Here is a 25,869-nt window from a genome sequence, read left to right as displayed (position 1 = left end):
GCATTTAGCGGGGATTAACTATGGATACCAAGCTGATTGCAAAGATTCTGCCGACGAAAAAGGATGGTAAGCGCGCTATTGGCACTGGTTATCCCATTGCTGAGGGTTTGGTATTGACAGCACGCCACGTTGTTGTTTTTGATGAGCGTGATAAGGCGGTGCCTATTGCGATTGAATGGCCGGATTCAAAGCATTCGGATACGAATGTCACCGAATTTGTTTGGGTCAGCGATGAACACGACATGGCCATTCTCAGGTGTCAAACCCCGCCAAACATGTCGCTTTCCTCAGGCCTATTGGCGTCACGCGATCCAAAAAGCCATGAACAGTGGAGTGGTTATGGCTATCCGGCTATCGGCAAGGAAGCTGAATCGGGATTGCGCGAAAAAATACCGGTGATGGGGGAGTTCTTTCCACCGAATGTCGCCACGCCTAAACTCACCATTTCCTGCAAAAGTGATGCTTTGGAGAAAGCTGGTTGGTGCGGATTATCGGGGGCGCCGGTATTTCACGGGCCGCAACTATTTGCGATTATCACCGCGACGCCCCAAAGGCGTGATGAATGTTTCACTGCTATTTCCATACCGTGGTTAATTCAAAATGACCAAGAATTCCAAGAAATAACGGGTATACAAGGCCAGATTCAAAAACATCAAAAATTCGTTGCCGAGCAGAAACGACAAATTAGCGAGGTATTGTCAAAAATGACCGCAGAGAACCTACTGTTCAAACAAATCGTCGGTCATTTGAAGTTGAATATCGAGCATATGTCCGATAAAAAATTAACGGACAAATTGCTGGAAGCCTTCGAACAGGATGACTTGGCGGTTTTAGATATGTTGCTGCGCGCCGGTGCTGATGCGTTCAAACAAGATTCCGGCGAGTCGATACGCCAGAATCTCAGACAGCTATTTTGTTTGTTTGCAGGCCTGATGGCCCCGGAATGCCAAGCAATCAGGCAGGCATTGATTAACTTGCCGGTGCGCACCGCGATGGCGGCTGAATTGTCGCTGGCGGCGCTTTACGATACCAATCCCGAGTTTGTCAGGCATGACGGCAAAGTGCATGGCAGGCATACGATCAATGCAGACGTGTTTACCCGCGAAACCGGTTGGAGCCAGACAGAGTTCATAAAAGACGCCACCGAAACCATTTACAGGGCAATTCACAAAGCGCCGCCGCCCGAGCCGCTGGACGCCTTTGAGCTTGAGGCTTTGAATTCCACGATTAAACAGCGGCAAAATCGCTCCTTAAACCAACTGCATCGCCTGGAATTAAATCGGCGGGATGCCAATTTGACTAACAACCCTTTGCTTGATGCCGCCAATTGCCAGGCTTTAATTGCCGCAGACTGCCTCCCGGATTTACCCATTGTCCACTATGGTGAAGCCGCAGCGGAAAAAGAAGCCAAGTTAAGTGCCAAAATCACAGAGCTCTTCAACATACTCGAAACCAGCCAACCAAGCACATGACAGCAACCACCCTCAAACATTTTCAAGCCGATAGCGTTATCGATTACGCGGACTGTGGTTCCTGGCGGCAAGGCCGTTATTTTCTGGATAAAGCCAGCGCTTATGCCCTGGAAATGGCCTTGGCGACCCGCCGCCCCCTGTTGGTAAAAGGTGATCCAGGGTTGGGCAAGAGCTATCTGGCGCGGGCAGCTGCTGCCAAGCTCAAGCGCAAATTCATTGCCGAAGTCGTCAACATCAACACCGAAGGCCAGGATTTGCTCTGGCGTTACGATCCGGTCGCACGCCTCAACGACGCCCATGCTGGTATCAAAGACGATGACAAACTCAACCCCAAGCATTATCTCAATCCCGGTGTGCTGTGGTGGACCTTTGGCTGGGATAGTGCGGCTCGGCATTACAACGATGTCTGCCGTCATAAAGTCTACCGTCCGCAGATTTCCGACGACGGGGAACTGGACAACGGCATTGTTTTGCTCATCGACGAAATCGACAAAGCCGAGCCTTCATTGCCCAACGCGCTGCTGGAAGTGCTGGGTAACGGCGGTTTTGACGTACCGCTGTTGGGAGAAACCATCGGCAAGACACTGCAGACGGCAGACAAACAAGCTGCGCCGCCGCTAATCATCATTACCAGCAACGACGAACGTGAATTGCCGGCGGCGTTTATTCGCCGCTGTCTGGTGCTGCATTTGGCGGTGGATGATAAAAACCTTGAAACCTGGTTTTTGGAGCGCGCCAAGGTGCATTTCAATGATAACCAGTGCAGCGAAGCCATCAAACGCCCGGCGCTACAACAACTAATCGCCGACCGGCAGGAGGCTGAGCGCCACGGCACCATCAAGGCCGGTTTGGCGGAGTATCTGGATTTATTGGCGGCGCTGGATGAAATGACCGATTCCTCGCTGCAAGGCCAAGAACGGGATGCCTATCAGCAATGTTTGCTGGCTGAGATCCAGCACTTTGTGTTGCGCAAAGCGTTGTAATGTCGATTCATACTCAGACCAGTCGCGGCGACTTACTGCGCTGGCTGCAGCGCTGTCAAACCCATGACGAAAAATGCCTGAGCGCTACGATATTGGGTTACGAATGGTGTGCGCCAGTCACGATAAGCCATGAAATTGATTTTAAAGTTTCCCCTCCGGAGCCACCCCAAATCAACCCAGACTCTGTTCCTACGCCGGCTAAATTAGCGCTGAAACGCCCGCAAGCATTATTCTACGCCCTCGCATCTCAGGAGCATTATGCCGATCCGCAACAGCTAGGTGACAGCCTGCCACCCGCGCTTCAAGGCGTTGAGCCGCTCTCCGACGCCGATTTGCAGCCCTTTGCCAGCGGTGAACCGCTGGCGCATCAAGCCATCGTCCCCGAAGCCCGCATGCGCGATTTTTTGCGGCAATCCATAAGCCATAGCTTGGGGCGGCGACTGGATATGCCGCAGTTGGTCAAACGTATCGCCCGCCTGCAAACCTTGTATCATCTGCCGCGTAAGCCACGAGTGCTGCCGGCCGGGCGGGTTTATGTCGTCCTCGATCTGAACAAACGCTTGCTGCCGTTCTGGTTGGACGCCCATCGTTTGTGTGAAAGTATCGTCCGTCAGTACGGCTTGAACGGCCTGGAAATTCGCGTGATTGACGATGACCCGCTAGGCGAATATTGGGATTGGTTTGATCAACAGCAACTTCCTAAGCAATGGCAAGCGCTCACCGCGCAAAGTGTGGTGTTCATTGTCAGCGACCTGGGGCAATTGGCTGAACAACACAGCCCGATACGCACGCGGTGGGACAGTTTTTTCCGGCAACTAAGCCGTAAAAACACCACGCCGGTCGTGCTGGCACCCGTATCGGCTGCCCAGCAACAGCCAGAGCGCCTAAAAACCATCCGCCAAGTGTTGTGGAACAAACACGGCAAGCTCAAACCGGAAAAGATCGATCCGGATATCAAGGCCCACGCTGAGCATGTTCGCAAGGTCTTGGCATTGTTATCCATTGCCGTACACGTCGAACCTGAGTTGCTGCGCGCCTTGCTACGCTGTTTACCCGCTGAACAAGCCGATAGCGGCATCGAAGCGGCGGTGTATCAGCATGCCGATATGCAATGGGGTTATACCGCCATCAGCATGCGCCCGGAAAAACGGGCCGAGTATCAAGCCGAATTTAAACAGCTGGACGCCGGCTTGCAATATCAAGTCTTGAGTTTGCTCAAACGCCAGCATATCGGCCAGTTTCCGGCGATTTGGGCGGAGGAAGTCATCAACGCCTTGCCCTTGGTGGCTTTCCCACTCGAACAACTGGCCGATGTCCAACAGGCGGAGGCTTTTATGCAACGCTTTGCCAAAACCCTGCAGAGTGCCCAGTCCGACAGCGGCATGACGCAATTTGCCCGGCGGCATTTAAACCGGTTAAGCGGTGAAGCGATTTGTCACTATAACGACCGCTATACCAGCGCGCTGTATGGACTGGCATACCGCGAGCAACTGCGGGCCGGCGCTCCATTGCCTGCGGAATATGATGCCGCCATCGTCCACGAGCAGATTCGTGAACGCACCGAATTAAATCGCTATGGCATTTGGCAAGTTGGTGAAGCCTTGAGTATCGCTTATGCCGACACCAGGCCCGTAGCGATAGGTGGCGCGAAATTGGCCGAATTCGAAGCAATCCACGACAGTATCATGCTGTGCAGAAGTTGGGTAGAAAATGGCCGGATCCGATTGGATAAGCAATTGCTTCGCTTGCCTGTCCATGGCGAGTCGTGCATCGTCGCTCAGTTGGATGGGCAGATCCTGGATTTTGATAATGGATTGGCCAGAATGACGTTTTCAGCATTTACAAAGCCCAGCTGGGCTGACAGTATCGTCCGTAATACAGAAGGGCTGTCGGCTAATTTACGCTTTGCGGGCAACGATTATCGCTTTTGCTTACAAGCAGGAGATGGCTTCAACCATTACATCGAGTTAAGACGGTTTACCGAGGCCGGACCATTGCCGGAAAAATGGGGCGAGCGGTTTATCAATAGTATCCTGTTAAATCAGGAAGATAGAAGGACGCTGCTTACGCAAGTGAGATGGGAACCGGAAAATACTAGATCCTGGCCTGTTGGGGTAGACCAATACGGTCTCTACGCCGACCTCACCGTCAACGACGTCACGCAACGCTTCCGCTGGATAGAGCCGGGCAGTTTTATGATGGGTTCTGGGCGCGGTTCTATAAATTACGCCAGCGAAGCCGCGCACGCCGTGACCTTGACAAAGGGTTTTTGGTTGGCTGATTCCGCTGTTACGCAAGCCTTTTGGCTTGCGGTGATGGGGGGCGCCAATCCCAGTTACTTTCAAGACAACCAAAACAACCCAGTTGAACAGGTGAGTTGGGACGATGCGCAAAGTTTTATTGCCAGCCTAAACGCTTTACAACCCAGTCTGGGGGCGCGTTTGCCCAGCGAAGCGGAATGGGAACTGGCCTGTCGGGCCGGCACTACGGCGCAGTTTGCTTTTGGCGACTACATCACGCCAAGCCAGGTCAACTACGATGGACGCTCCCAGTATGTTGGGGGTGAAGAGGGGCTATATCGAGGCAAAACCGTCCCGGTGAAATCCCTACCTGCAAATCCTTGGGGCCTCTACGAAATGCACGGCAATCTATGGGAATGGTGTGAGGACGTTTGGCAGTATGACCTTGGCTCGGTTAATGCGGTTGATCCCCTGGTAGAGTCGAATCAGGATTCAGACGGTCGCCGTGTGCAGCGCGGCGGCTCTTGGTGTGACCCCGATAGCCATGGACGCTCTGCCGCCCGTGCTGGAGGTCGACCCGGTGATCGTGACTTAGACGTCGGTTTCCGGCTTGCTATAGGTCATGCTGAGTTAAAGCCAGGGCCGGTAAACGGCGAGGTAAAATCTGCCAATGGCGGTGATTCATCGAAGCCGGGCAGCGGCATCGCGGAGTAACCAGATGAAAGCTTATGAATTACAGTAACCTATTGTCTCCGCTAGTTTTTCCCTGTCCCTGGGCCTCTGAATGGGGTGAGGATACTCAGGGTTTGTGGCAAACGTTAAACTACCGCGGCGTGCGGCAGGTGTTTCGCTGGATCGAACCGAGCACTTTCATGATGGGTTCGCCGGATAGTGAATTGGGCCGCTACGACTACGAAGTTCGCCGAACGGAAGAGGTTGAATCGGGTTATTGGTTGGCCGACACTGCGGTCACTCAGGCACTATGGGTGGAAATTCGTACCGGCGAGAGTCCTAGCCGCCACCATGATAATTTGGTGTACCCGGTACACGGTGTCAGTTGGGATGACGCCCAGGCCTTTATTGCCGAGTTGAACCAGAGGGTTCCCGGCTTTAATGCTCGATTACCCAAAGAACTGGAGTGGGAATACGCATGCCGGGCAGGCACCGACACGGCGTTTAGTTTCGGCGACAGTATTGATGCCAATCTGGTGAATTTCAACGGCAACTACCCCTACGCAAACGCGCCAAAGTGTGAATTTCGCGGTAAACCCGTGCCGGTAAAGAGTTTGCCCGCGAATGCCTGGGGGCTTTACGAGATGCACGGCAATGTTTGGGAATGGTGCCAAGATTATTGGAGGGAAGAGATGGACGTTGATAGCGACGTTGATAGCGACGTTGATTCACCGTTCACCTGGGAATCGCCCACCGAACGGATTGCCCGCGGCGGCTCCTGGGATGCCGATGCGACCTTCGCCCGTTCCGCCTACCGATACCACTTCGATAAATCCCAACGCAGCGAGTTCTTTGGATTTCGTTTGCTGGTTGATGGCTAGCTTCAATTTTAAAAGTTCTGACAAATACGGCTTACCGCAATGCGTCAGATAAGCGACATACCTTAACCGGATTCTCCAGCTATATTTCGTGCTACGAATATTGCCTGACAAGGAAGGGCGTTAGTATGACGAGTCTAAATATTGCGGGTTTGCTTCACCACGGCGTATGGCGCTGCATTGGCTATCTGGCATTCAGTCGAATAAGAGTCATCGGCAAAGAGCGGCTAACGTTAGTCGGTCCTGTCGTGTTTGTAGCCACTCACCGCAATGGCGCACTCGATGCCGCACCCTATTCGTTTGCTGTTCCTTTGGCCATGCCGATGGTATCGGCGCAGCTGCAGCGTTTACCGTTGGGCAGATTTTTGTTCCGTGGTATCGCGGTAGCCCGTGCCAAGGATAAGGCTCGCGGCATTAAGGCCGATAACGGCAAGGCCCTGGCGGAATGCATAGACTTACTGAAAGTGGGTGGACAACTGTTCATCATGCCGGAAGGCACTAGTTCCCTGGGTTGCCGACATTTACCGTTTAACCGTGGTGCCGCGCGTATCATAGCCCAAGCCATGGCTGCTGGAGTCAGGCCCGTTATCCAGCCATTGGCTGTTCATTATGAAGACCCTACTCGCTGGCAAAGCCGTGTTGAGGTTTTGATAGGTGAACCCATAATTCCGCAAAATGCCGACGAGATAGCGATACACCAGTCGATTGTTGATGGCCTGGAGGCTGTTGGGGTTAATTTTGTCGATACCGAAGCTCAGCAAACGGCAGAAAAATTGGCTTATGCCCGCATTTTAGGTACCGATCTTTCTTACGCTGAACACTTAAAAAAACTCGAGGGGCAGATTGCGCCTGCTTTATCAGAGTCGCTAAGGCAGTTAGAGGCAGTGGCCAAGGATAAAGGTCTTTTTCTTCATCAAGGCCTACCTTTAATGCCGCTCCGCTTGTGGCAGCGGGATTTAGTCAAGTGGTTACTGCTGGCGCCTGTCATCGCTTGTTTCAGCGTATTGAATTTCCCGGTGCTGGCTGCCGGGCATATCGCTAGTCAGCTTCTGCCGGACGAGCCGAATGTTATTGCCTTTTGGCGCATGGTCGTCGGTGTGCCGGTAGGATTATTTTGGTTCGTGACCGTCTGCGTGGGTTTGTTTTTATGTGCCGGACCAAGTTGGTGTGTTCTTTACGGCGCGATCAGCATTGTTGGCGTATTGGCTTGGTACCGATTCCGTAAATTGACGGTAGCACTCGGTAACGCGGTTTTTCATCCTGAGGTGAGGGCGGTATTGGTAACAGCCTATCGGAATTTGGCGGAGCGCAAAGCGCATGAATAAACTTCTCGACCCGCCCTTACGCTATTTCAGTATCTATCTGGGCGCTGTTTCAGCCATGGAAATCGCGCATCTGACGGTTTGGAGTCTATTGTTTTGTCCGATGTTGGCCGGCATGGCCGGATTGGCACGCAGATATTCCAGACAACGCAGTTGGGGGCTATTGGCGGCCATTTGCGTCAGCTTGGCCGTGGGTATGAATGTGTCATATCAAGCCATGGCCGGAGCTATCCCCGCTGTCCGGAGCGTACGCTTCGATGCCCAGCTATTGGCATTGGATCGGCTATTGATAGGGGAAACGCCGTCGGTATGGTTGGAACGATGGATTAGCCCACCGCTCACCGAACTAATGAGCGCTTGCTACTTGTTATTGATGCCATTATTGCTGGTCAGCCTGCTGCGTTATTTTTTCCGGCGCCGGGAATTGCTCGGGGAATTTTACACCGGCCTATTCGCGGTTTACGGCTTGGGTTTTCTCGGTTATCTGCTGGTGCCGGCTGCCGGGCCTTGGCTGGCCTATCCGGAGTTGTTCAACGTCAAATTGAGCGGCGGCGCGGTCACGGCATTTAATCAAGCCATGGTTGAACAAGGCAGTAATAAAGTCGATGTCTGGCCGAGTCTACACGTGGCTGTGACGCTTTATATACTGGGATTTGCGGCACGGCATCATCGCCTTGAGTTCTGGATTTTGTTGTTGCCGATATTGGGTTTATGGATCGCTACTTTTTATTTGCGTTATCACTATTTTGTCGATGTCCTCAGCGGCTTGGCGTTGGCCGGTTTTGGTTTGTACGAAGCTCGCCGTCATGCCGCTCACCCTGCCATTAACCCCAGCAAGAAGGATACCTATGCCAACCCTGTTTGAGTTTCATCATCCGTCTGCTCTCGACTCTGCCATATCCGGCGGTAAAGGTGCCAACCTTGCCCGCTTGACTCAGGGAGGGTTTGCGGTACCACCAGGCTTTGTGTTGCCGCCGGAGGGTTATTACTCGTTCATTGAGCAATACGATGCATTGCCGGATTTGCTTCGGAATTTGCCTATAGACGAACCCCTGGCCTTGGAACAGGCGTGCACACGTATATGCGAGCAGTTGACCCAGCTACCGGTGCCAGAAAGCTTGAAGCAGGCAATTGCGGAGATGTTGGCTGAGTTTCCGGGCGACACGGCATTCTCCGTGCGTAGCTCCGCCACTGCCGAGGACTTGGGCGGCGCCGCATTCGCCGGGCAGCACGAAACGTATCTGAATTGCATCGGCATCGACGACATTGTTTCGCGCATCCGGGATTGTTGGGTATCGCTGTGGAGTGCCCGCGCCATTGCTTACCGCTTGCAGGCCGGCATCGGCTTGTCGAACACTGCGATGGCGGTGGTGGTGCAAAAAATGGCCTTCAATCGGGTCGCCGGCGTGGGGTTTTGCATCAATCCGGTTACCGGCGATCCTGCACAACAGTCGGTCGATGCCAATTATGGTTTGGGTGAATCGGTGGTGGGCGGTGAACATCAGGTTGATCATTGGTTGCTGGATAAGTCGTCCGGGCGAGTGTTGGATGCGGTTTTAGCCCATAAATCCTCATGCATCGTCGCCGACCGCACCGGTACGCGCAGCGAGAACTTGTCAGATGATCAAGCTAATTTACCTTGTCTCAGCGAACCTGAGTTGGTTGAGTTATCCGATTTGATGCGGCGTGTCGAAAAGTTTTACGGTTATCCGCAGGACATAGAATGGGGTTTTGAGGGTGAACAGTTGTGGCTGTTGCAAGCGCGACCGATTACCCGCATCCCGCCGCGCTGGACCCGTGACGAATCCGCCGAGCGATTTCCCTCGGTGATTACGCCGCTGGCTTGGGACTTGGTGGAGGAGGGTTTTCACCAATCGCTGTCGCATTCTTTCGAATTGATGGGCTTGCCGCCGTTTCACGGCAAGTGGTTCGCCTTGTTCGATAATTATGTATACGGCAATCAGAATGCCGTCGAGGTTTATGCCGAAGGCACCGCAAATTCCTTAAACGTGCGTTCAGTTGCCGAACTGCTGTCTGCTTTACCGACACTGCGCAAACGCTATGCCTGGGTGCAGGAATTACCGATGGCGTGGTCGCGCGATTTGGATCGCTATTTACTCGGCCTCGGCGAATTAATGGCCGAGCCGCTGACAGGACGCTCTATTCCCGAGTTGTGGAATTTTGTACTGCGGGTGAAGCAGCTAGGTGCGGAATATTTTCTGCCGAATATTGCCATTTCCATTACGCAGCGCACCCTTTACAAGCTGGTGTACAGCATCGTTGGGGCGGCGGTTGGCGAAGCGGATGCGCCGACGACCTTTGATAGCTTGCTGGCGTACTGCGAAACCAAAACGGGTTTCGTCAACAAGGAACTTTACCGGCTGGCAAGGCGGATAGCCGAATGCCCCAAACTCGTGCAGGCGTTGCGCACCCAAACTGGTCAGCAATTTCTGGCTTCCGGCGGATTCATACAGGAAGCAGATATTGCAGCCGCTTTCCAGCGTTTTTTACAGGATCATGGGCATCGGGAAGTGGAGTTTGATCCCTATCATCCGACCTGGTTGGAAGCGCCATGGCTGGTGATTGAAAATCTGAAAATGATGTTGGACTCGACCCTGGAAGACCCTGCCGAAAAAGAACGTACTCTGAAAATCCGGATGTTGGAAACCGAACGGCAATTGATCGGCGGGTTGCCGGAGGATTTGCGGTTTCCTGTTCAGGAGCTATTGCGCTTGGCGCGGGTTTATACCGCATTGGACGACATCGAACATTACCAGACTACACGGCTGACATTGCCGTTCCGCAAGGGTTTACTGGCCTTGGGTGTAGCCTTGCAGGCCAGAGACATAGTTACGGAAGCGATGGATGTATTCTTTGCCAGAGCCGAACAGCTCTCGGAAACAATCCGCCTTAACGACGCCGAGTCGTGGCGTTGTTTGGCGGATAGCATAGAAAGGGAAAAACAGGCTTATCAAAACCATAGGCAGCATTCACCGGAATGGGAGTTGGGTAAGTCACAAGCCTATTCCGCTAAAGACGGGGATTTTGTTGGTTTACCCGGTAGCCCCGGCGTTGCCAGCGGCGTGGTTTTTAAGGTGTTGTCGCAGGACGATTTCGCCGATTTTCCCGCCAACGCGGTACTGGTAGCGCGTACCACCAACCCGGCCTGGACGCCTTTATTTTATAAGGCGGCGGCCGTGATCACCGAAAGCGGCGGACCTTTGTCGCATGGTGCAGTGACTGCAAGGGAAGTGGGTTTACCTGCGGTAATGAGCGTCAGAGGTGTGCTGGATGCATTGACGAACGGCGACAAAGTGACAGTCGATGGTATTGCGGGCCGAGTAAGGCTAGATTGACGCAAATCTTCGTAAGCAGGTCGGTCGGTCCACTTGGCAAAAATTCGGGACACCACCGGTTTTTGTCATAAGCGCAAGTTTCAGAGCTTTGCGCGCAAGCCAATTAGAGCTGTGCGCAAGGCTTTTCCGGATTCGCGCAAGCTTATTTGCCTGGCGGGCAAGGCTTTTTTCCTTGTGCGCAAACCATTGAAGCTAGCGTGCGAACCAAATAAGGTGGCGGTTTGGCCTCAAGGCCTTGCGCTTAAGCCATTTCGGTTTGCGTTTATTGCAAATTGCCTTGCCCGCGAAGCGATTTACCTTGCGGGCAAGGCTTTGAAAGTGGCGAGTGGCTCTAATAAGCTTGCGGCTTTAGCGGAAAGGCTTGCGCGCTATACTTTCAGCTATTCCGCCAAGGGATAAAGCTTAGGCGGTAAGCCGGAATGCCTTGCCGGGCAGTCATTATGCTTATCTTGCTTAGCCGGCAGGTTGGGTGGCCTGGGTTTTGGCCTTGGCGCCGCGATTAAACCGAACAGACATGGCCTGCCGCAGCGTTTCCAAGCCCGCGCCCTTGCCGGCGATTTTCAATGAGGCGTATGCATCCAGGCTAAAACTATAAATATCACTGCCCAGTGCCATGTCGGTGTCTTCGCCTCTACTCATTAAATCGCGCAGGCGGTGCAGGCGAGGGCGGAGTTTATCGAGCGTTAGCAGATCCGCTTGCGCTTCGACGACATCGAGACCGGGCGGAATGGCTTGCGTGTTTTGGGTGGCCACCGTCAGCGTCTGGCGGCAGAACGCTTCGGTTTTATCGCCCATCTTCAGGATGGTACGGCGCTCTTCCGGGGTTAAGACCAGGAAGCCGGCAAAGCGGTCTTCCAATATCTAACGCAGCGTCTATGTCGGTCAGATCATTATCGGATAGGCTTAAAGAAATCAGATGTTGACTCATGTTTATCTCCTTTTGGCGTGGCTGATAAAGCGGATGATGGGGTGTGGTCCGCAGAAGAAAAGCGTAGGCTATTTTTGGAAGCGCGCGTGATTTTGTTTGCTAGAATCGGGGCTGGTTTTGGTTGATTCTCTGTTGGATTCTGGTTTCCAAGCTCTGGCTTGGAAACTCAATCTTGGAAGCTATTGCTTCCCGGCAAATAAAGAAAGCTAGAGCTTTCGAGCCCTGGTTACCAAGCTGGAGCTTGGTAACCAGTGAGAATACTCGGCGGTAAGCTTGCGCAATGCAAGCCGGCTTCAATGAATGCAATAGTTGTCAACCTCGGGGGGCTTCCTGAATCGACTGGCAATGCATATTAAGATAGGATCTCCACTGGGTTTTAGTACAGGAGTAGATAAATGCCAGAAGCGCGCCAGACAATGAAGATGCCGGAATTACTTATGTTCGCGCGGGTGTTTGCTATTGGGCTCTTAACAGCAGAGGTCTTCCGCCTTTCCTACTATGCAGGCGAGAAATTTGCGCCCCTTCTAGCCGACGTTGACTGGCGAGTTCGAGCAACCGGGATGGCCGCTGGACTATTAATCTGCCTAGCCTACGTTCTCATGCGTGATGCGCGCTCGACAATTGTTCGTCTTGGGCGAAGCCTTCGTTTTGACTTGTTTTTAATCGTTCTACTCGGAGTGTGGGCGAATGAATTGATCTCGCCATCGCTAGTCAAGATTCACGAGGCCGTCAAAGAAGCTAACCCACTGTGGGCGCCCACAGTTTTAGGTATCTTGCTTTTGTTGCTTCTGTCCCCTTTGTATAGGACCTACTGGCTTCGGAAAAAGATTGCTGGCCCTCAATTGTACTTCCTTGCGGACGATGAAATCGAAACTGAGGAAGACGATATTTTGCAGAACAAAGGGCAAGCTAAAGATTTTGCGGCAGCTGTATTGCGGAGTGAAGCGCACTCGGGGCTCGTATTTGGCATTGATGGGCCGTGGGGCATAGGCAAGACCAGTTTCATCAATCTTGCGGAGCAGCACTGGAGGGTGGCAGGAGCTAATTCGGTAATCGTCTTTCGTTTTGAGCCGCTTAGATACGCTGCTGACCCAGACCTGTCCGAGCGTTTAATACGAGAGCTTTCGGCAACCATTCAACAGCAGGTATACGCTCCAGAGTTTCGTCCAGTCGCATCTCGATATTCACGGATGGTTAAGGGCATCTCAATTCTCGGCATCAGGCTGTCATTTGAGCCTTCCATCGAGACCTTTGACAAACTGTTGGAAGACATTGACGACATTTTGAAAAGCATACATAGGCGCGTCATTGTTGTTATTGATGATTTAGATCGACTTGAAGCCAAGACGGTCAACAATGTCCTATTTACAATCCGGCGGACATTCAAATTGTCCCAGGCAACTTACATCTTATGTTACGACACTGAAAACCTAGTGAAGGGGAAAGACGAAGGGAGTAATGCGCGAGAATTCCTTGAAAAGTTTGTGACGGTGAAATTAAGCCTATTTGTTGACAGTTCGATGCTTAAAAACTTCCTGCAGACGGATTGGCAACGCAACGAACGGCGACGCCCATCTATTCCTTCCGACACCATGTTTAATCTTTCCTCAATTCTTGGCGAGATGGCGGAGATTTTGGGTGATGATAGGGCGGCTAAATACCTCCCCCTAATTGGCGACATGCGCAAACTCAAGCGCTTCGTCAATACTGTAATTCTGCTGCAACTCGATAAGACGGACTTAGATAAGACAGATTTCAATCGGCGTGACCTCATCAACTTGATACTTTTACATCTGAACTACCCCGACCTGTTTCGGAAAATTTATGCCGAGGAAACCGAAGGGCGGTCAGGAATATTCTCAGCAAAGCGGAGCTATGATGCGGGAGAGGTGAAATTTTCCAATACCCCCGAATTCGAGAGAGTGGTGAATGAATGCCAGGAGCAGACTGGCCAATTTTTGCTAAGGCAGCTTTTTGATGTAAAAGTACTTGAGATTGAGGCAGTCGACCCTTCAGATGAAAGCGTTCTAAAATCGCGTGCGTGCTTCAATTCGGGGCAATACCGGAATCTCGAAAAATATTTGAAGTTAATCGTCAGGTTTGCCACACCGGAGCCTCGAGAGACGTACAAACTTTACCAAGACGCCGTCGATCGCATTAAACAAGGCACTTTGATTGCTTCCATTTTTGAGGAACCGGCCTTTAACCTTTGGGAAGACGAGTTGGCCCATGATGAATTTTGGCGCGTTCTGGTAAGCCAGTCCTATGATTTCACACGGGCGGTCGCCGAAGATTCCATCAATACGCTCGTGGAGTTTCTACCACGATATTCAGTTCTTGACATCGAACATCGCGGATTAAGGGAACGGTCCATCTACTCCCTTATACTCCTGCTTGACCGTGCTGGCTGGGGTCGTACCGATGGGCGTAGACTTTCTAATGGACCAGAAAACGTAGTCGAAATTGCTCAGCGCATTTTTGGAGAAAAGGCTTACGTGAATAGAGGGCTCATTCATCGGTTGGCGAGTGATGAACGAGGTGTACTCGGGTGGGACGACCTGATGTCGTTTCGGCTGCACTGCTCTGCTGATCGGCAAGGGCAAATATACAATGTCACTTCTGCATTGATCGTTCATGAGGATATGAGTGCCCGAACAACGGGAGCGGTCTACTCGCTTGCATTAAATGGCATGCGAATGCTCTCTCAAAGGGTATTCGAGCATTTTCGAGGCACCTACATAGAGCCTAAATTGAATTTTTTTGCCGAAGTTGATAAGACATCGGACAGTGCCTTCTTAGGAGATTCTGAAAGGAGGGTGAAAATGCGAAGTGAGCAAGTTGAAGGAGGACGTCAAAAACTGGCAGATCAATTGCTGGCTGCCCGTTCAGCTGTGAAGACTTTTGTCATCTACCAACTTGCCAATCAGAATCAGCCCACAGGCTCTGGTGTAGGTTGCGGTTTGTACGATGAATCCGGAGTGGGTGACTCCAGCGGTATCAGCACCATCATGAATCGGTATCTGTTCGATATCTGCTTCAATCCAAATGTCTGCGAAGACAATATCTACCATTTTGTGGACCACTGCTTAAGAAATCTGAGCCGTGGATATTGGGCTGGTTATTCTGAAGAAGAATATGTGGCTTCTGTGGCGAGTTTAGCCAGTGGGCTCGATCAGGTTAAGCTGAAAGAATATTGGGCTGAATTCGGTCATCGGATAAAGGAGAAAAATCTGCCAAGTTTGGATAGACAAGTTGTGACATTGAACTACAAAGCAACGTATACCGAAGATTTGCCAAAGGTATTTGACGCGCTTGACAAGATGGAAGGAGTGGCTCCTGAACATCACGAATAAACCATAGCAATTAGTTCGAATACCGAGTCAATGCGCGATTTTTCTGGTTTCCAAGCTCTCGCTTGGAACCTAAATCTTGGAAGCTATTGCTTCCTGGCTAATAAGAAAGCTGGAGCTTTCGAGGCTCGGTTACCAAGCTGGAGCTTGGTAACCACGGGAATAGGCGACAACACTTGCCGGCCCGGAGCCAAGTTAATTCTCCCAAGTCAAATGTAAACCCGCCCCGTCTGCCCTTATAATGCTGGGCTTTTACGATATTCGCCATCCTCATGCCTGTTCCTGACACCCTGAAGCAACTCGCCAAAAATCTCCAAAACTGCATGGGCACCGATCGCCACGGCTTGAAACGCCAGCTCGACCGCTTGCGCAGCGAGGCGAGTAAGGGCAAGGATGTGGCCGGACAAGTGCAGCAAGTGGCGGATAAGATCGAGCGTTCGGTCGGGCGGTGCAATCAGCGCCGGGCTTCGGTGCCGGTGATTAATTACCCTGATTTGCCGGTCAGCGGCAAGAAGGACGAGATTGCCGAGTTGATTAAAAATCATCAAGTCACCATCGTCTGCGGCGAGACCGGTTCCGGCAAGACCACGCAGTTGCCGAAGATTTGTCTGGAAATCGGCCGTGGCGTAACCGGTTTGATCGGTCACACTCAACCACGAAGAATCGCGGCCCGCACTGTCGCCGACCGCATCGCCGAGGAATTGGGCCAGCCCATCGGCCAGGCGGTGGGTTACAAGGTGCGTTTTCACGACCAGACCCACCCCAATTCGCTGGTCAAGCTGATGACCGACGGTATCCTGCTGGCCGAGTCGCAGAACGATCCTTACTTAAACCAATATGACACCATCATTATTGATGAGGCCCACGAGCGCAGCCTGAACATCGATTTTCTGATGGGCTATCTACGCTGGCTATTGCCGAAGCGGCCGGATTTGAAGGTGGTGATTACCTCCGCGACCATCGATCCGGAGCGCTTTGCCAAGCATTTTAATGATGCCCCCATCGTCAACGTGTCTGGTCGTACCTATCCGGTGGATGTGCGGTATCGGCCCATCGAACTGATCGAGGAAGACGACGAAACCTCCGCCGATTTGCAGCAAGCTATTCTGGATGCGGTGGACGAGTTGTATCGGGATATGCGCGGCGACATTCTGATTTTCTTGAGCGGCGAGCATGAAATTCGCGAGACCACCGAATCCTTGCGCAAGTCGCATAACAACACCCGTTACGAAGTGTTGCCGCTGTATTCCAAACTCAGCGTTAGCGAGCAGGAGCGGGTGTTCAAGCCCAGCGGCAACAAGCCGCGCATTGTCTTGGCGACCAACGTCGCAGAGACTTCGCTAACGGTGCCGGGTATACGCTGTGTGATCGATTCCGGCCACGCCCGCATTAGCCGCTACAGCGCCAAGAGCAAGATTCAACGCCTGCCGATCGAACGCATTTCGCAAGCCAGCGCTAACCAAAGGGCAGGACGTTGCGGCCGGGTGGCCGAAGGTATTTGCATCAGGCTGTATTCGAAAGAGGATTATCTGGCTCGGCCGGAGTTTACCGATCCGGAGATACTGCGCACCAATCTATCGTCGGTGATTTTGCAGATGGCGGCGCTGAAGCTCGGCGACATCGAAGAATTCCCGTTCGTCGAACCGCCCGACGAAAAAATGGTCCGCGACGGCAAGACTTCGCTGTTCGAAGTCGATGCGTTGGATAAGCAGGGCAATCTCACTGAAACTGGCCGGCAGTTGGCGAAGATTCCGACCGACCCCAAACTGGCGCGCATGCTGCTGGCAGCGGCGCAACTGGGTTCGCTGCACGAGGTGGCGATCATCGTCTCGGCGCTGAGCATCCAGGACCCGCGCGACAAACCGGCCGATAAATTGCCGCAGGCCGAAGCCAAACATGCCCAGTTCAAGGCCGAAGATTCGGACTTTTTGAGTTTGCTGAATCTGTGGAATGCTTTTGAAGAGCAGAAGAAACATCTGACCAACAGCAAGTTGCGCAAGTATTGCCAGGACAATTTCTTGTCTTACATTCGCATGCGCGAGTGGTACGACATTCACACGCAGATCATGCAGGTGGCGCGTGGTGATTTGGGTTTGAAGACCAGCGGCAATCCGGCTAATTACGAGCAAATCCACATGGCGTTGTTGCCGGGTTTGTTATCGAATATCGGTTTTAGACACGAGCAATACGAATATCTGGGCGCGCGGGGTTTGAAGTTTTTCATCTTTCCGGGTTCCGGCCAGCACAAAGCGCGGCCGAAGTGGATCATGGCCGCCGAACAAGTGGAAACCAGCAAAGTCTACGCCCGCACCGTTGCCAAAATCGAGCCGGAATGGATAGAAGCCTGCGCCCAACATCTGGTCAAACGCAATTACTACGACCCGCATTGGGAGAAAAACGCTGGTCGCAGCGGGGTTTACGAGCGCACGCTATTGTATGGTTTAACTTTGCAAGCCAAGCGCAAAGTGCCTTATGAAAATGTCGATCCAAAAGCCGCGCGGGAGATGTTTATTCGCCACGCGCTGGTGAATCACGATTATCACAGCAACGCGCCGTTCTTTAAGGCCAACGAGGCCTTGCTGGAAGAGGTGGGTTACATCCAGCACAAGGGCCGCCGCGTCGATTTGGTGGAAGACGAGGAATGGCTGTATCAGTTTTACGATAAAAAACTGCCAGCCGAGGTGGTCAGCGGGATTACCCTCGATCAATGGCGCAAGAAAGTTGAGCGCGATAATCCGAAGATTCTGTTTCTGACTAAGGAAGATTTGACCCGCCACGACGACGGCAAGATCAACGATTGGGATTTTCCGGATAGCAAGAAGGTTGGCGATTTGACTATCGAATTGCATTACCGCTTTGAGCCGGGTCACGACGAAGACGGGGTGACGGCCATCGTACCTGTGCATCAGCTCAATCAAATTCGCCAGGCGCCGTTCGATTGGTTGGTCCCGGGCATGCTGGAAGAAAAAGTCACGGCCTTGATCAAATCGCTACCCAAGCATCTGCGTAAGCATTTCGTGCCGGTGCCGAACACCGCCAAAGCTTGCCTGGAAATTGAACCGGATTTTAAGGGCTCGTTGTTCGAGTGGTTGAGCGGTCGTTTGCGCAAACTGACCGGCGAATCGATACCCTTGAATGAGTGGCAGCCGGATGCCTTGCCGGACCATTTGAAAATGAATTTCCGCATCGTTGATGATCATGGCCGGGCCTTGGGCTATGGCCGTAACCTGGCTAAGCTGCAAGCCGACTATGCCACAAAGGCTGGTGACAGTTTCGACAAGCTGGCACAGGAAGAGATGAACCATACCGGCTGCATTGCCTGGGCATTCGACGACTTGCCCGAGACCTGGCAGTTCATGCAAAAAGGCCAAACTTTTATCGGCTTTCCGGCGATTGTGGATGAAGGCGACACGGTGGGGGTGAAGATACTCGACACCCAGTACAAGGCCGATCTGGCGCATTTCGATGGTTTGACCAAGTTGTTTCAATTGCAATGCCGCAAGGACGCGCAGTATTTGTTAAAAAACAGTGGGGTCCAGGCTACTTTGCAATTAGCCTATAACCAACTGCCCAAGCATCCGTTGTTGACAGAACGGCCGGGCGGCGATTTTAAGGAGGATCTACTATTCTTGATCTTTAATAGTGTGTTTGTTGCTGATAGTACGATCCGCAGCCAGCAGCAGTTCGAAGCGGCGCTGGCGGCCAAAAAGGCTACGCTGGTCACGGTTGGGAATCAGGTGGGCAAGCATGTCACGGAAATCATGGCAAACTACCAAACGGTAAGACAGCGATTGAAGCAGCCTGGCGTCAGCCCAAATTTGCGGGAAGACTTGGAAAAACAACTGAGTTTGCTGCTGTTTAGCGGTTTCTTACGATATACGCCGTTGGCGCAGATACAAGCGATGCCGCGTTATTTAAAAGCCATTGAGTGTCGTCTGGATAAGCAAAAGCCCGATTCGGCGGACATCCAAGGTCTGCACAGGCTATCGCAACGCTTTTGGCAGCATGTCGAAAAGCAAATGAAGACTTTGGTGCCGATGCCGGAACGCGAAGCCTTCCGCTGGAGTTTGGAAGAATTGCGCGTGTCCTTGTTTGCGCAGCAACTTAAAACCGCTTACCCGGTTTCGGTGCAGCGTCTGGAAAAGACTTGGAACGAAAAGTTTTAATCAGCCTCTGATTTTTGTGCCCACTACAGAAGGAAGCCCAAGATGATACCCATTCGAGATTCGATACCTTGTAACATCAAGCCTTATGTGACCTGGGGCATCATGGCTATTTGCATAGCAGTGTACGTAGCGATGCTGTTTATGCCGGATGAAATGGGGCAGCACTTTGTTTACATGTACGGGATGGTGCCGATTCGATATTCCAATCCGGATTGGGCTTATAGTTTTGGTTTGCCGCCGGATCATTATCTGTCGTTTTTTACCAATATGTTCCTGCACGGCGGTTTCCTACACCTGTTGATGAACATGGTGTTTTTATGGATATTCGCCGACAACATCGAAGACTTGATGGGACATAAACGCTTTGCGGCGTTTTATGTGTTGTGCGGACTATTGGCAACCTATGCGCAGTGGTATTTTTATCCCAAGATGGCGGTGCCGGTGGTGGGTGCATCCGGCGCCATCGCCGGCGTGTTGGGGGCGTATTTTTTTCGCTTCCCACAAGCTACCGTAGTGATACTGGTGCCCATCCTGTTTTATCCGCTGTTTTTCCATGTGCCGGCGATAGCCTTTCTTGGATTCTGGGTGATTATCCAAATCGGCGATGTATTCACCGCAGCGGTTTTAGATAATGTCGCGGTGGATTCGGCTTGGTGGGCGCATCTGGGCGGTTTCGTTGCCGGGGCTTTGCTGCATCCGTTTTTTATCGAAAAGAAACCCGCGGCATATCAATTCCTGTCTGATGAATAGGCCTTTAAACCGCGTTTAACCGGCAAAAAAGCAAGAAACGGTAGGGCTTTTATTTTATAATGTCGGCAGTTGGCTAACCGGCTGAAAAGGCAACCAAAAACAAGTCCGTTGCCTGTGTTTGCAAAAGATTCTTCATTCATTCGAGACAAATAAACATGAAAAACCTTAATGTCGCATTGGTAAGACTGCTGCAGTTTGTGGTGTTCGCGCTGTTCACATTCATCGTATTGTTGTACTTCGGTACTTTGATTTTGTTGCCGCTGGATATAGTGGTGTTAATTACCAAAATGCTGCATATGGTAGGTATCGGTACCTTGTTCGGTGCGATTGTTGCCGTGCCGGTAGTGGCTTACATGGGCAAAATCGTTTACAACACACCAGGGTTGATTCAAATGATCGTCGAGAATGGCATCGATTTAGCCAATACTGGCAAGCAACGGGTTGAAGCGTTCAACAAAATTGCTGAAGCGGTTAAATAGACTGTTCCACGCAATTGTAAAAAAGGGGCTTGCAAGCCCCTTTTTTGTGCCTGTCGGTTTGCCGAACATTGATTATTTTCCGAAATGGTTGCGCGGTCCGGCGGCTTGAATAATGGTATTTGGCCCGGTAAATTCCCTGGTAGCCGGCCAGATCCCCGGCGTTTATCAGCTGTCGGAATTTTTTACAGCAGCTTTTTTGCAAGCAAACAAATTGGTTCAGTTGATTTTTTCGATTTCACTCTATTAGCTGCTCAAATTCTGCAAATTGGCGTATTAAGCGGCTGTTGTATCGGTAAAGCGGATGGTTAGCGTCAATGGCTAAGTCGAGAAAATTTACACCTGACGGTTCGACTTTTGCGGGGTTTGGTCTGCGGCTAATAAAAGTCTTTTAAGTACATAAGCTTGTGTTCTGTGCGTATGTTTTTTGCTTAACTTTTAACGTAAAAAATTTGTTAAATAATCCTGTAAGTATGCGTAAAGCAAGGGGAAGATTATGGACGCAAAGAAATTAGATACATCAACTAAAAGCAGAAATGACGAGCACTGCGACCACCCGTCCTTAGCCAAAGAATATGTCTCCGGCGTACCCACCGGAAACTTTGTTTGCGCACAATGCGGTCGTCATCTGACTTCAATTATCAGAACATCCAAAAAGTAAATTCTGCCGATTCCGCGCATGCCTTCACCGGTATGCGCTTTCAGGATCATTCTTCCAACCTTCAATTACTTTCCGGTAACGCTAGGCTTTGGCTGGCGGTGATTTCTTGCTGCTTGAATTTACTGTCTTTGATTGATGGCCGGCTATCCCAGGGATGTACGATGCGCCTGGCTGCAGGTTGCAAAAATCTTCAAACAGGCGCAATCTTGGAGCTGTGGTACTACGGCTATTCAGGGCGTGTGCAACACGTTTTTCTGATTTAGCGGTATGAGCTTAATTCAACCCCACAAACAGCCAGTGCAGGTCAATGCGCACTGGCTTTTTTTGGACTATCCATTTTGAAGGAAAATGTTATGGCATATTGGTATCCCGACAATTCGCAGTCTATCGGCAAAACACCGCTGGTCAGGCTTAACCGCATTACCGACGGCGCTCAAGTCACACTATTGGCTAAAGTGGAAGGGCGTAACCCAGGATATTCGGTGAAATGCCGCATCGGCGCGGCAATGATCAACGATGCGCAACATCGCGGCCTGCTGGGACCCGGCAAAGAGTTAATCGAGCCAACCAGCGGCAATACCGGCATTGCACTGGCGTTTGTCGCCGCCGCCCGCGGCATTCCGTTGACTTTGACCATGCCGGATACCATGAGTATCGAGCGCCGCAAATTACTAGTGGCCTACGGCGCCAAACTGGTGCTGACCGAGGGCGCCAAAGGCATGAAAGGCGCCATCGCCAAGGCGGAAGAGATTGTCGCTTCCGATCCTGAGCGCTATGTACTGTTGCAGCAGTTCAAAAACCCCGCTAACCCGCAAATCCACGAGCAGACCACCGGCCCGGAAATTTGGCATGACAGCGATGGCGCGGTCGATATTTTGGTTGCCGGCGTCGGCACCGGCGGCACCATTACCGGTGTATCGCGCTACATCAAACTCACGCAAAGCAAACCCATCGTTTCTATTGCCGTGGAGCCGCAAGCTAGCCCGGTGTTGACTCAGTATCGCAGCGGCCAAGATATACAGCCTGGGCCGCATAAAATTCAGGGCATAGGGGCCGGATTTGTGCCCGATGTATTGGATTTATCCATGATCGATGCCATCGAACAAGTCAGTAATGATGAAGCGATTGAATATGCGCGGCGTTTGGCGCGGGAAGAAGGCTTGTTATCCGGAATTTCCTGCGGTGCGGTGGTCGCGGCGGCAGTGCGGGTGGCAAAACGGCCTGAAAATGTCGGCAAGACCATAGTGGTGGTACTGCCGGACTCCGGCGAGCGGTATTTGAGCTCTGCTTTATTCGAAGGCTTGTTCGATGCGCAGGGCGTGGCGGTTTGAGTCGGCGCTGAAGTTAAGGGGCAGTGGCTAAGGTTTTTGTAAAAGCTTAGCAAACTGGCTGCTGCCCCCTTTGTATTTCCGCTATATGCATTATTAGGTCGAAACATCATTTTGGCCGGTAGCTGAAATATTTCTGTATTGTGCAAAATGCGGCTGAATAATAAACAGGGAAGTCCGGTGTTCAGGGCAAAGCGGGAGGATTGAGATTGTTGACTTACCGCTATCGACCCTAAGGCGACATCCATAGATCTATGCTTAATGTCGGCTGTGCTTCATGATCTGCCATTTAAGGTATTGTATGAATTTGAAAGTTAAATTTGAAGCGTATTTGCTTTTAGTTTTGTTGAGCTCATGTGGCTCAGAGCCCAAACCCGAACCGGTTTTTCCTTTGCCTTCTTTAGCTCATGATGTTCGGATATCTATTGCTGATCAAATAATTCGATTGCCATTGGTTGCTATATCGACTAGGCGCACCGTGTGCAGCGCGAAGGACAAGTTTTGCGGGTTGCCCATAGAAAAAATTGAGGCCAATCAGCCAATTGTCGTAAATTCTTTAGACATTCCACTCGAAGGTTACAGCCGCTTCCCTGACTACCGAACAGAAGGTTCAATTTGGTTTCCTGAGATTTGTAAAATGCTGAGCCAAGAATGGGCTCGCCGAGTTTGCTTGACAACCCCAGCAGAAAAACATATTGATTTCCATGGAATAGGTGAGTTTACTTTGGTTAGAGAAGACAGCGTTAACTTACTTGAACGCATTCAGCTCGGGAACTGCTGCAGTGTTAGCGAATTGTTGAAAAAAATGAAATTTATCGACAAAACGCCATCAAGTTATTGCCAGCTTGACAAACAGGGAAGGCCTGCAAGTTTATGCGTAGCAGCAATAAAGGTGAGAAATAATTTATTAGCAGTTTGGATCGTCACTCGGGCAGGTGCTGAAAAGTATAGAATTATTCGCGATGCCGAAATTATTTTAGCGTTTATGCAATTCGGTATCGGTGAAACTGAAAATTTTCAAGCCTTGGATTCTGTTCTGAATACTCATTAGCGATTGGTGCAACTCGTAAACTCATCACAACCTTCAAGCATTGCTCAACGTTGAAAGACAGCTTTCTGGCTTGTAGCAGTCAAACGTTTAAGTAATTGAGTGTCGCATAGTGGCCGATTGAAGCCAGATGCTTGGAAGTGCCAACCAACCCCAAATGCACATGACTGTTATCTCTTTGCTAAGTCAAAGCAAGCACCCGTTTGACTCACGGCGCGCCCAATCACCAGCGCTCCCGGTAATCATATCGGGGCATCGGCCGCGGCGGATAGCCGTAATAGTCCAGCGGCGGCCGCGCGAAATAGCGCGGCGGCGGGGGAGGGTAATAGCCCAATCTTGCCGGGCCATGCATCCTAAAATATGGCCGGTAAGCATGCCCGTGATGGTGATGATGCCGCCTATGGTGGCCATGTCCCCAATTATCTCCATGCGCCAAAGCGGTTCCGGACCATAACACGCCGATTAACAATATCGTTATAAGCCTGAACATATATCCTCCTTTGTGGGATTGTTTCAGTCGCAGCGGATTGTTCGCCTTTTTGCTTAAAAACCTCTTAATTCCGCTGCGCTGTTTGAAAGCAGAGCAGATCGAATGCCGACTTGCACATCGCTCAAACCATTGGCGCCACATTCCCGAAGCGCTTCAAATCCCGGATTTCGTACTTCTCAATTTATTTGCACCGTGTTTAAGGCAGGCTGTCCCAAAAAACCGGTTCATGCGCCTGTGGGCAGGCTGAGTAACATCGCCACATTAAAGTTTGATGAAAATGCCGATTTGAATGAACCTTGCTGGTTTGCCCGGGAATAAACGCTGCACGTAACCACGGTTTTGTCTGGTTACCGAAATTGAACCGGGCGTCAGATTATCCTCACTGGAAACTAATGGCGCCCGCATAGTGACGATGCAGCAAAAGGAATCCGGGCCATGACGCTTAGCAAGCAATCCAAAAGAATCATTGTGTATTCTCACGATACCTTCGGTCTGGGCAATATCCGGCGGATGTTGGCTATTTCTAAATCCTTGGTGGATGCCGATCCGAATGTCTCGGTTTTGATTTTGTCCGGCTCGCCGATGCTGCATGCCTTCCGGATTCCGGACCGCATCGATTACATCAAGTTGCCTTGTCTTTCGCGTAGCGTCAAAGGCGATTATTCGGTGAAGTTTCTGGATATGGAATACGCCCAATTGCTCAAACTGCGCAGCAATATCATCCGCAGCGCAGTGCTGGATTTCGACCCCGATTTGATTCTTGTCGATAAAAAGCCCTACGGCGTCAGCGACGAATTGGGCGCGGCTCTCAATCTAATGCAACGCCGCGGCCACCGCGCCAAACTGGTCTTGTTGTTGCGCGACATCCTCGACAGTCCGGAAAGCACGATACCCGTGTGGAAGAAAAACGGTTACCACGATGCCATTCAGTCCCATTACGACAAGGTGCTGGTGGTCGGTTCGCCGGAGATTTACGACATGCGCAAGGAGTACGAATTTCCCGAAGCCAGCCACGAAAAAGTCGACTTCTGTGGCTATATCGCCCGCGAACGAAGCGACAAACGCGCCGGCGAAATTCGGCAGCAAATCGGCTGTACCCAGGAACGTCTGGTGCTGGTGACCGCGGGTGGCGGTGAAGACGGTTACCAATTGCTGCACAGTTATCTGGAAGGCTTAAATCGGCAAGATCTGGGCGACAACACCATGACTCTGATGATTTGCGGCCCGGAAATGTCGGAAAGCCGCCGCCACCAGCTCGAAGTTTTGGCTCGCGGCTGTCGTAACGTGGTGATTCAGGAATTTAACACCGACATGATGGCCTGTATGGAAGCCGCTGATTTGGTGGTCAGCATGGGCGGTTATAACTCCACCTGCGAGCTATTGACCCTGCGTAAACGGGCGATTTTGGTGCCGCGCGTCAAACCTTCGCAGGAGCAATGGATACGCGCGGAACGCCTGGCCCTGCAAGGTTTGGTGCGCGCCATTCACCCCAACAATCTGACGCCCAAATTGCTGATGGATACCGTCCGCGAGGAATTGCGCCGCACCAACGTCCACCACAGCCGGATGTATCAAATCGACATGGGCGGCTTGCCGCGCATCAGCCAGTCGATCAGCGACCTGCTTTACGACTGCCCGGCAAACCTGCCGGCAACGATCAGGGCTTCGACTCGCAGCGCTAGCGCAGACTAACCCTATTTGCCGAATACATCACTCGGCGCGTGCAACGCCGAACGGACCCTTATGGAT

At 51.7% G+C, this 25,869-nt stretch carries 17 protein-coding genes; 16 read left to right on the top strand and 1 reads right to left on the bottom strand.

What is annotated here, in order from left to right:
• Nucleotides 1-20: 20 nt before the first annotated feature.
• The 8 genes from ACMXD4_RS13880 (at nt 21) to ACMXD4_RS13845 (ending at nt 11,322) form a co-directional block, all read left to right on the top strand.
• A complete protein-coding gene (locus ACMXD4_RS13880) occupies nt 21-1,472 on the top strand; it encodes a trypsin-like serine peptidase (RefSeq protein ID WP_415878475.1) in 1,452 nt (483 codons plus the stop codon).
• A complete protein-coding gene (locus tag ACMXD4_RS13875; protein WP_415878474.1) occupies nt 1,469-2,455 on the top strand; it encodes an AAA family ATPase in 987 nt (328 codons plus the stop codon). The genes ACMXD4_RS13880 and ACMXD4_RS13875 overlap by 4 nt, the downstream gene beginning before the upstream one ends.
• Nucleotides 2,455-5,409: a formylglycine-generating enzyme family protein gene (locus ACMXD4_RS13870; protein ID WP_415878473.1), complete on the top strand. Its 2,955-nt coding sequence runs from the start codon at nt 2,455-2,457 to the stop codon at nt 5,407-5,409. The genes ACMXD4_RS13875 and ACMXD4_RS13870 overlap by 1 nt, the downstream gene beginning before the upstream one ends.
• Nucleotides 5,410-5,423: 14 nt before the next feature.
• Complete coding sequence (locus ACMXD4_RS13865) at nt 5,424-6,248, top strand: formylglycine-generating enzyme family protein (protein WP_415878472.1); 825 nt, start codon at nt 5,424-5,426, stop codon at nt 6,246-6,248.
• Nucleotides 6,249-6,373: 125 nt separating this feature from the next.
• Nucleotides 6,374-7,570 carry a 1-acyl-sn-glycerol-3-phosphate acyltransferase gene (locus ACMXD4_RS13860; RefSeq protein WP_415878471.1) on the top strand — a complete coding sequence of 399 codons (1,197 nt, stop codon included), beginning with the start codon at nt 6,374-6,376 and terminating at the stop codon, nt 7,568-7,570.
• Nucleotides 7,563-8,432, top strand: a complete 870-nt coding sequence (locus ACMXD4_RS13855) for a phosphatase PAP2 family protein (protein WP_101055559.1) — start codon at nt 7,563-7,565, stop codon at nt 8,430-8,432. The genes ACMXD4_RS13860 and ACMXD4_RS13855 overlap by 8 nt, the downstream gene beginning before the upstream one ends.
• The gene (locus ACMXD4_RS13850) at nt 8,416-10,923 is read left to right on the top strand and encodes a PEP/pyruvate-binding domain-containing protein (protein ID WP_415878470.1); all 2,508 of its coding nucleotides are present in this window, start codon (nt 8,416-8,418) and stop codon (nt 10,921-10,923) included. Before ACMXD4_RS13855 ends, ACMXD4_RS13850 begins: the two co-directional genes overlap by 17 nt.
• A gap of 33 nt (nt 10,924-10,956) precedes the next feature.
• Entirely contained in the window at nt 10,957-11,322 is a 366-nt protein-coding gene (locus tag ACMXD4_RS13845) for a hypothetical protein (protein WP_171694979.1), read from the top strand.
• 54 nt (nt 11,323-11,376) lie between these two features.
• Here ACMXD4_RS13845 and ACMXD4_RS13840 read toward each other — a convergent pair whose 3' ends face one another.
• Entirely contained in the window at nt 11,377-11,781 is a 405-nt protein-coding gene (locus ACMXD4_RS13840) for a hypothetical protein (protein WP_415878469.1), read from the bottom strand.
• Between the two features lie 465 nt (nt 11,782-12,246).
• Here ACMXD4_RS13840 and ACMXD4_RS13835 point away from each other — a divergent pair, with 465 nt between their 5' ends.
• The 8 genes from ACMXD4_RS13835 to ACMXD4_RS13800 all read left to right on the top strand — a co-directional run bounded on the left by ACMXD4_RS13835 (nt 12,247) and on the right by ACMXD4_RS13800 (nt 25,812).
• On the top strand, nt 12,247-15,204 hold the full coding sequence (locus ACMXD4_RS13835) for a KAP family NTPase (protein ID WP_415878468.1): 2,958 nt from the start codon (nt 12,247-12,249) through the stop codon (nt 15,202-15,204).
• A 269-nt stretch (nt 15,205-15,473) separates the two neighbouring features.
• Nucleotides 15,474-19,367 carry an ATP-dependent RNA helicase HrpA gene (gene hrpA / locus ACMXD4_RS13830; protein ID WP_415878467.1) on the top strand — a complete coding sequence of 1,298 codons (3,894 nt, stop codon included), beginning with the start codon at nt 15,474-15,476 and terminating at the stop codon, nt 19,365-19,367.
• Nucleotides 19,368-19,409: 42 nt separating this feature from the next.
• On the top strand, nt 19,410-20,117 hold the full coding sequence (locus ACMXD4_RS13825) for a rhomboid family intramembrane serine protease (RefSeq protein WP_415878466.1): 708 nt from the start codon (nt 19,410-19,412) through the stop codon (nt 20,115-20,117).
• 155 nt (nt 20,118-20,272) lie between these two features.
• Nucleotides 20,273-20,596: a hypothetical protein gene (locus tag ACMXD4_RS13820; RefSeq protein ID WP_415878465.1), complete on the top strand. Its 324-nt coding sequence runs from the start codon at nt 20,273-20,275 to the stop codon at nt 20,594-20,596.
• 84 nt (nt 20,597-20,680) lie between these two features.
• On the top strand, nt 20,681-20,905 hold the full coding sequence (locus ACMXD4_RS13815) for a hypothetical protein (protein WP_415878464.1): 225 nt from the start codon (nt 20,681-20,683) through the stop codon (nt 20,903-20,905).
• 702 nt (nt 20,906-21,607) lie between these two features.
• On the top strand, nt 21,608-22,585 hold the full coding sequence (cysK, locus tag ACMXD4_RS13810; protein ID WP_415878463.1) for a cysteine synthase A: 978 nt from the start codon (nt 21,608-21,610) through the stop codon (nt 22,583-22,585).
• 298 nt (nt 22,586-22,883) lie between these two features.
• On the top strand, nt 22,884-23,633 hold the full coding sequence (locus ACMXD4_RS13805) for a hypothetical protein (RefSeq protein WP_171694460.1): 750 nt from the start codon (nt 22,884-22,886) through the stop codon (nt 23,631-23,633).
• 922 nt (nt 23,634-24,555) lie between these two features.
• Nucleotides 24,556-25,812: a glycosyltransferase family protein gene (locus tag ACMXD4_RS13800; RefSeq protein ID WP_415878462.1), complete on the top strand. Its 1,257-nt coding sequence runs from the start codon at nt 24,556-24,558 to the stop codon at nt 25,810-25,812.
• The last annotated feature ends 57 nt before the right edge of the window (nt 25,813-25,869 follow it).

The organism is Methylomonas sp. TEB, from assembly GCF_047777895.1.
Classification (GTDB): Bacteria; Pseudomonadota; Gammaproteobacteria; order Methylococcales; family Methylomonadaceae; genus Methylomonas.
The sequence above is the reverse complement of the archived record's forward strand: the minus strand, read 5'-3'. Positions and strand labels throughout refer to the sequence as shown.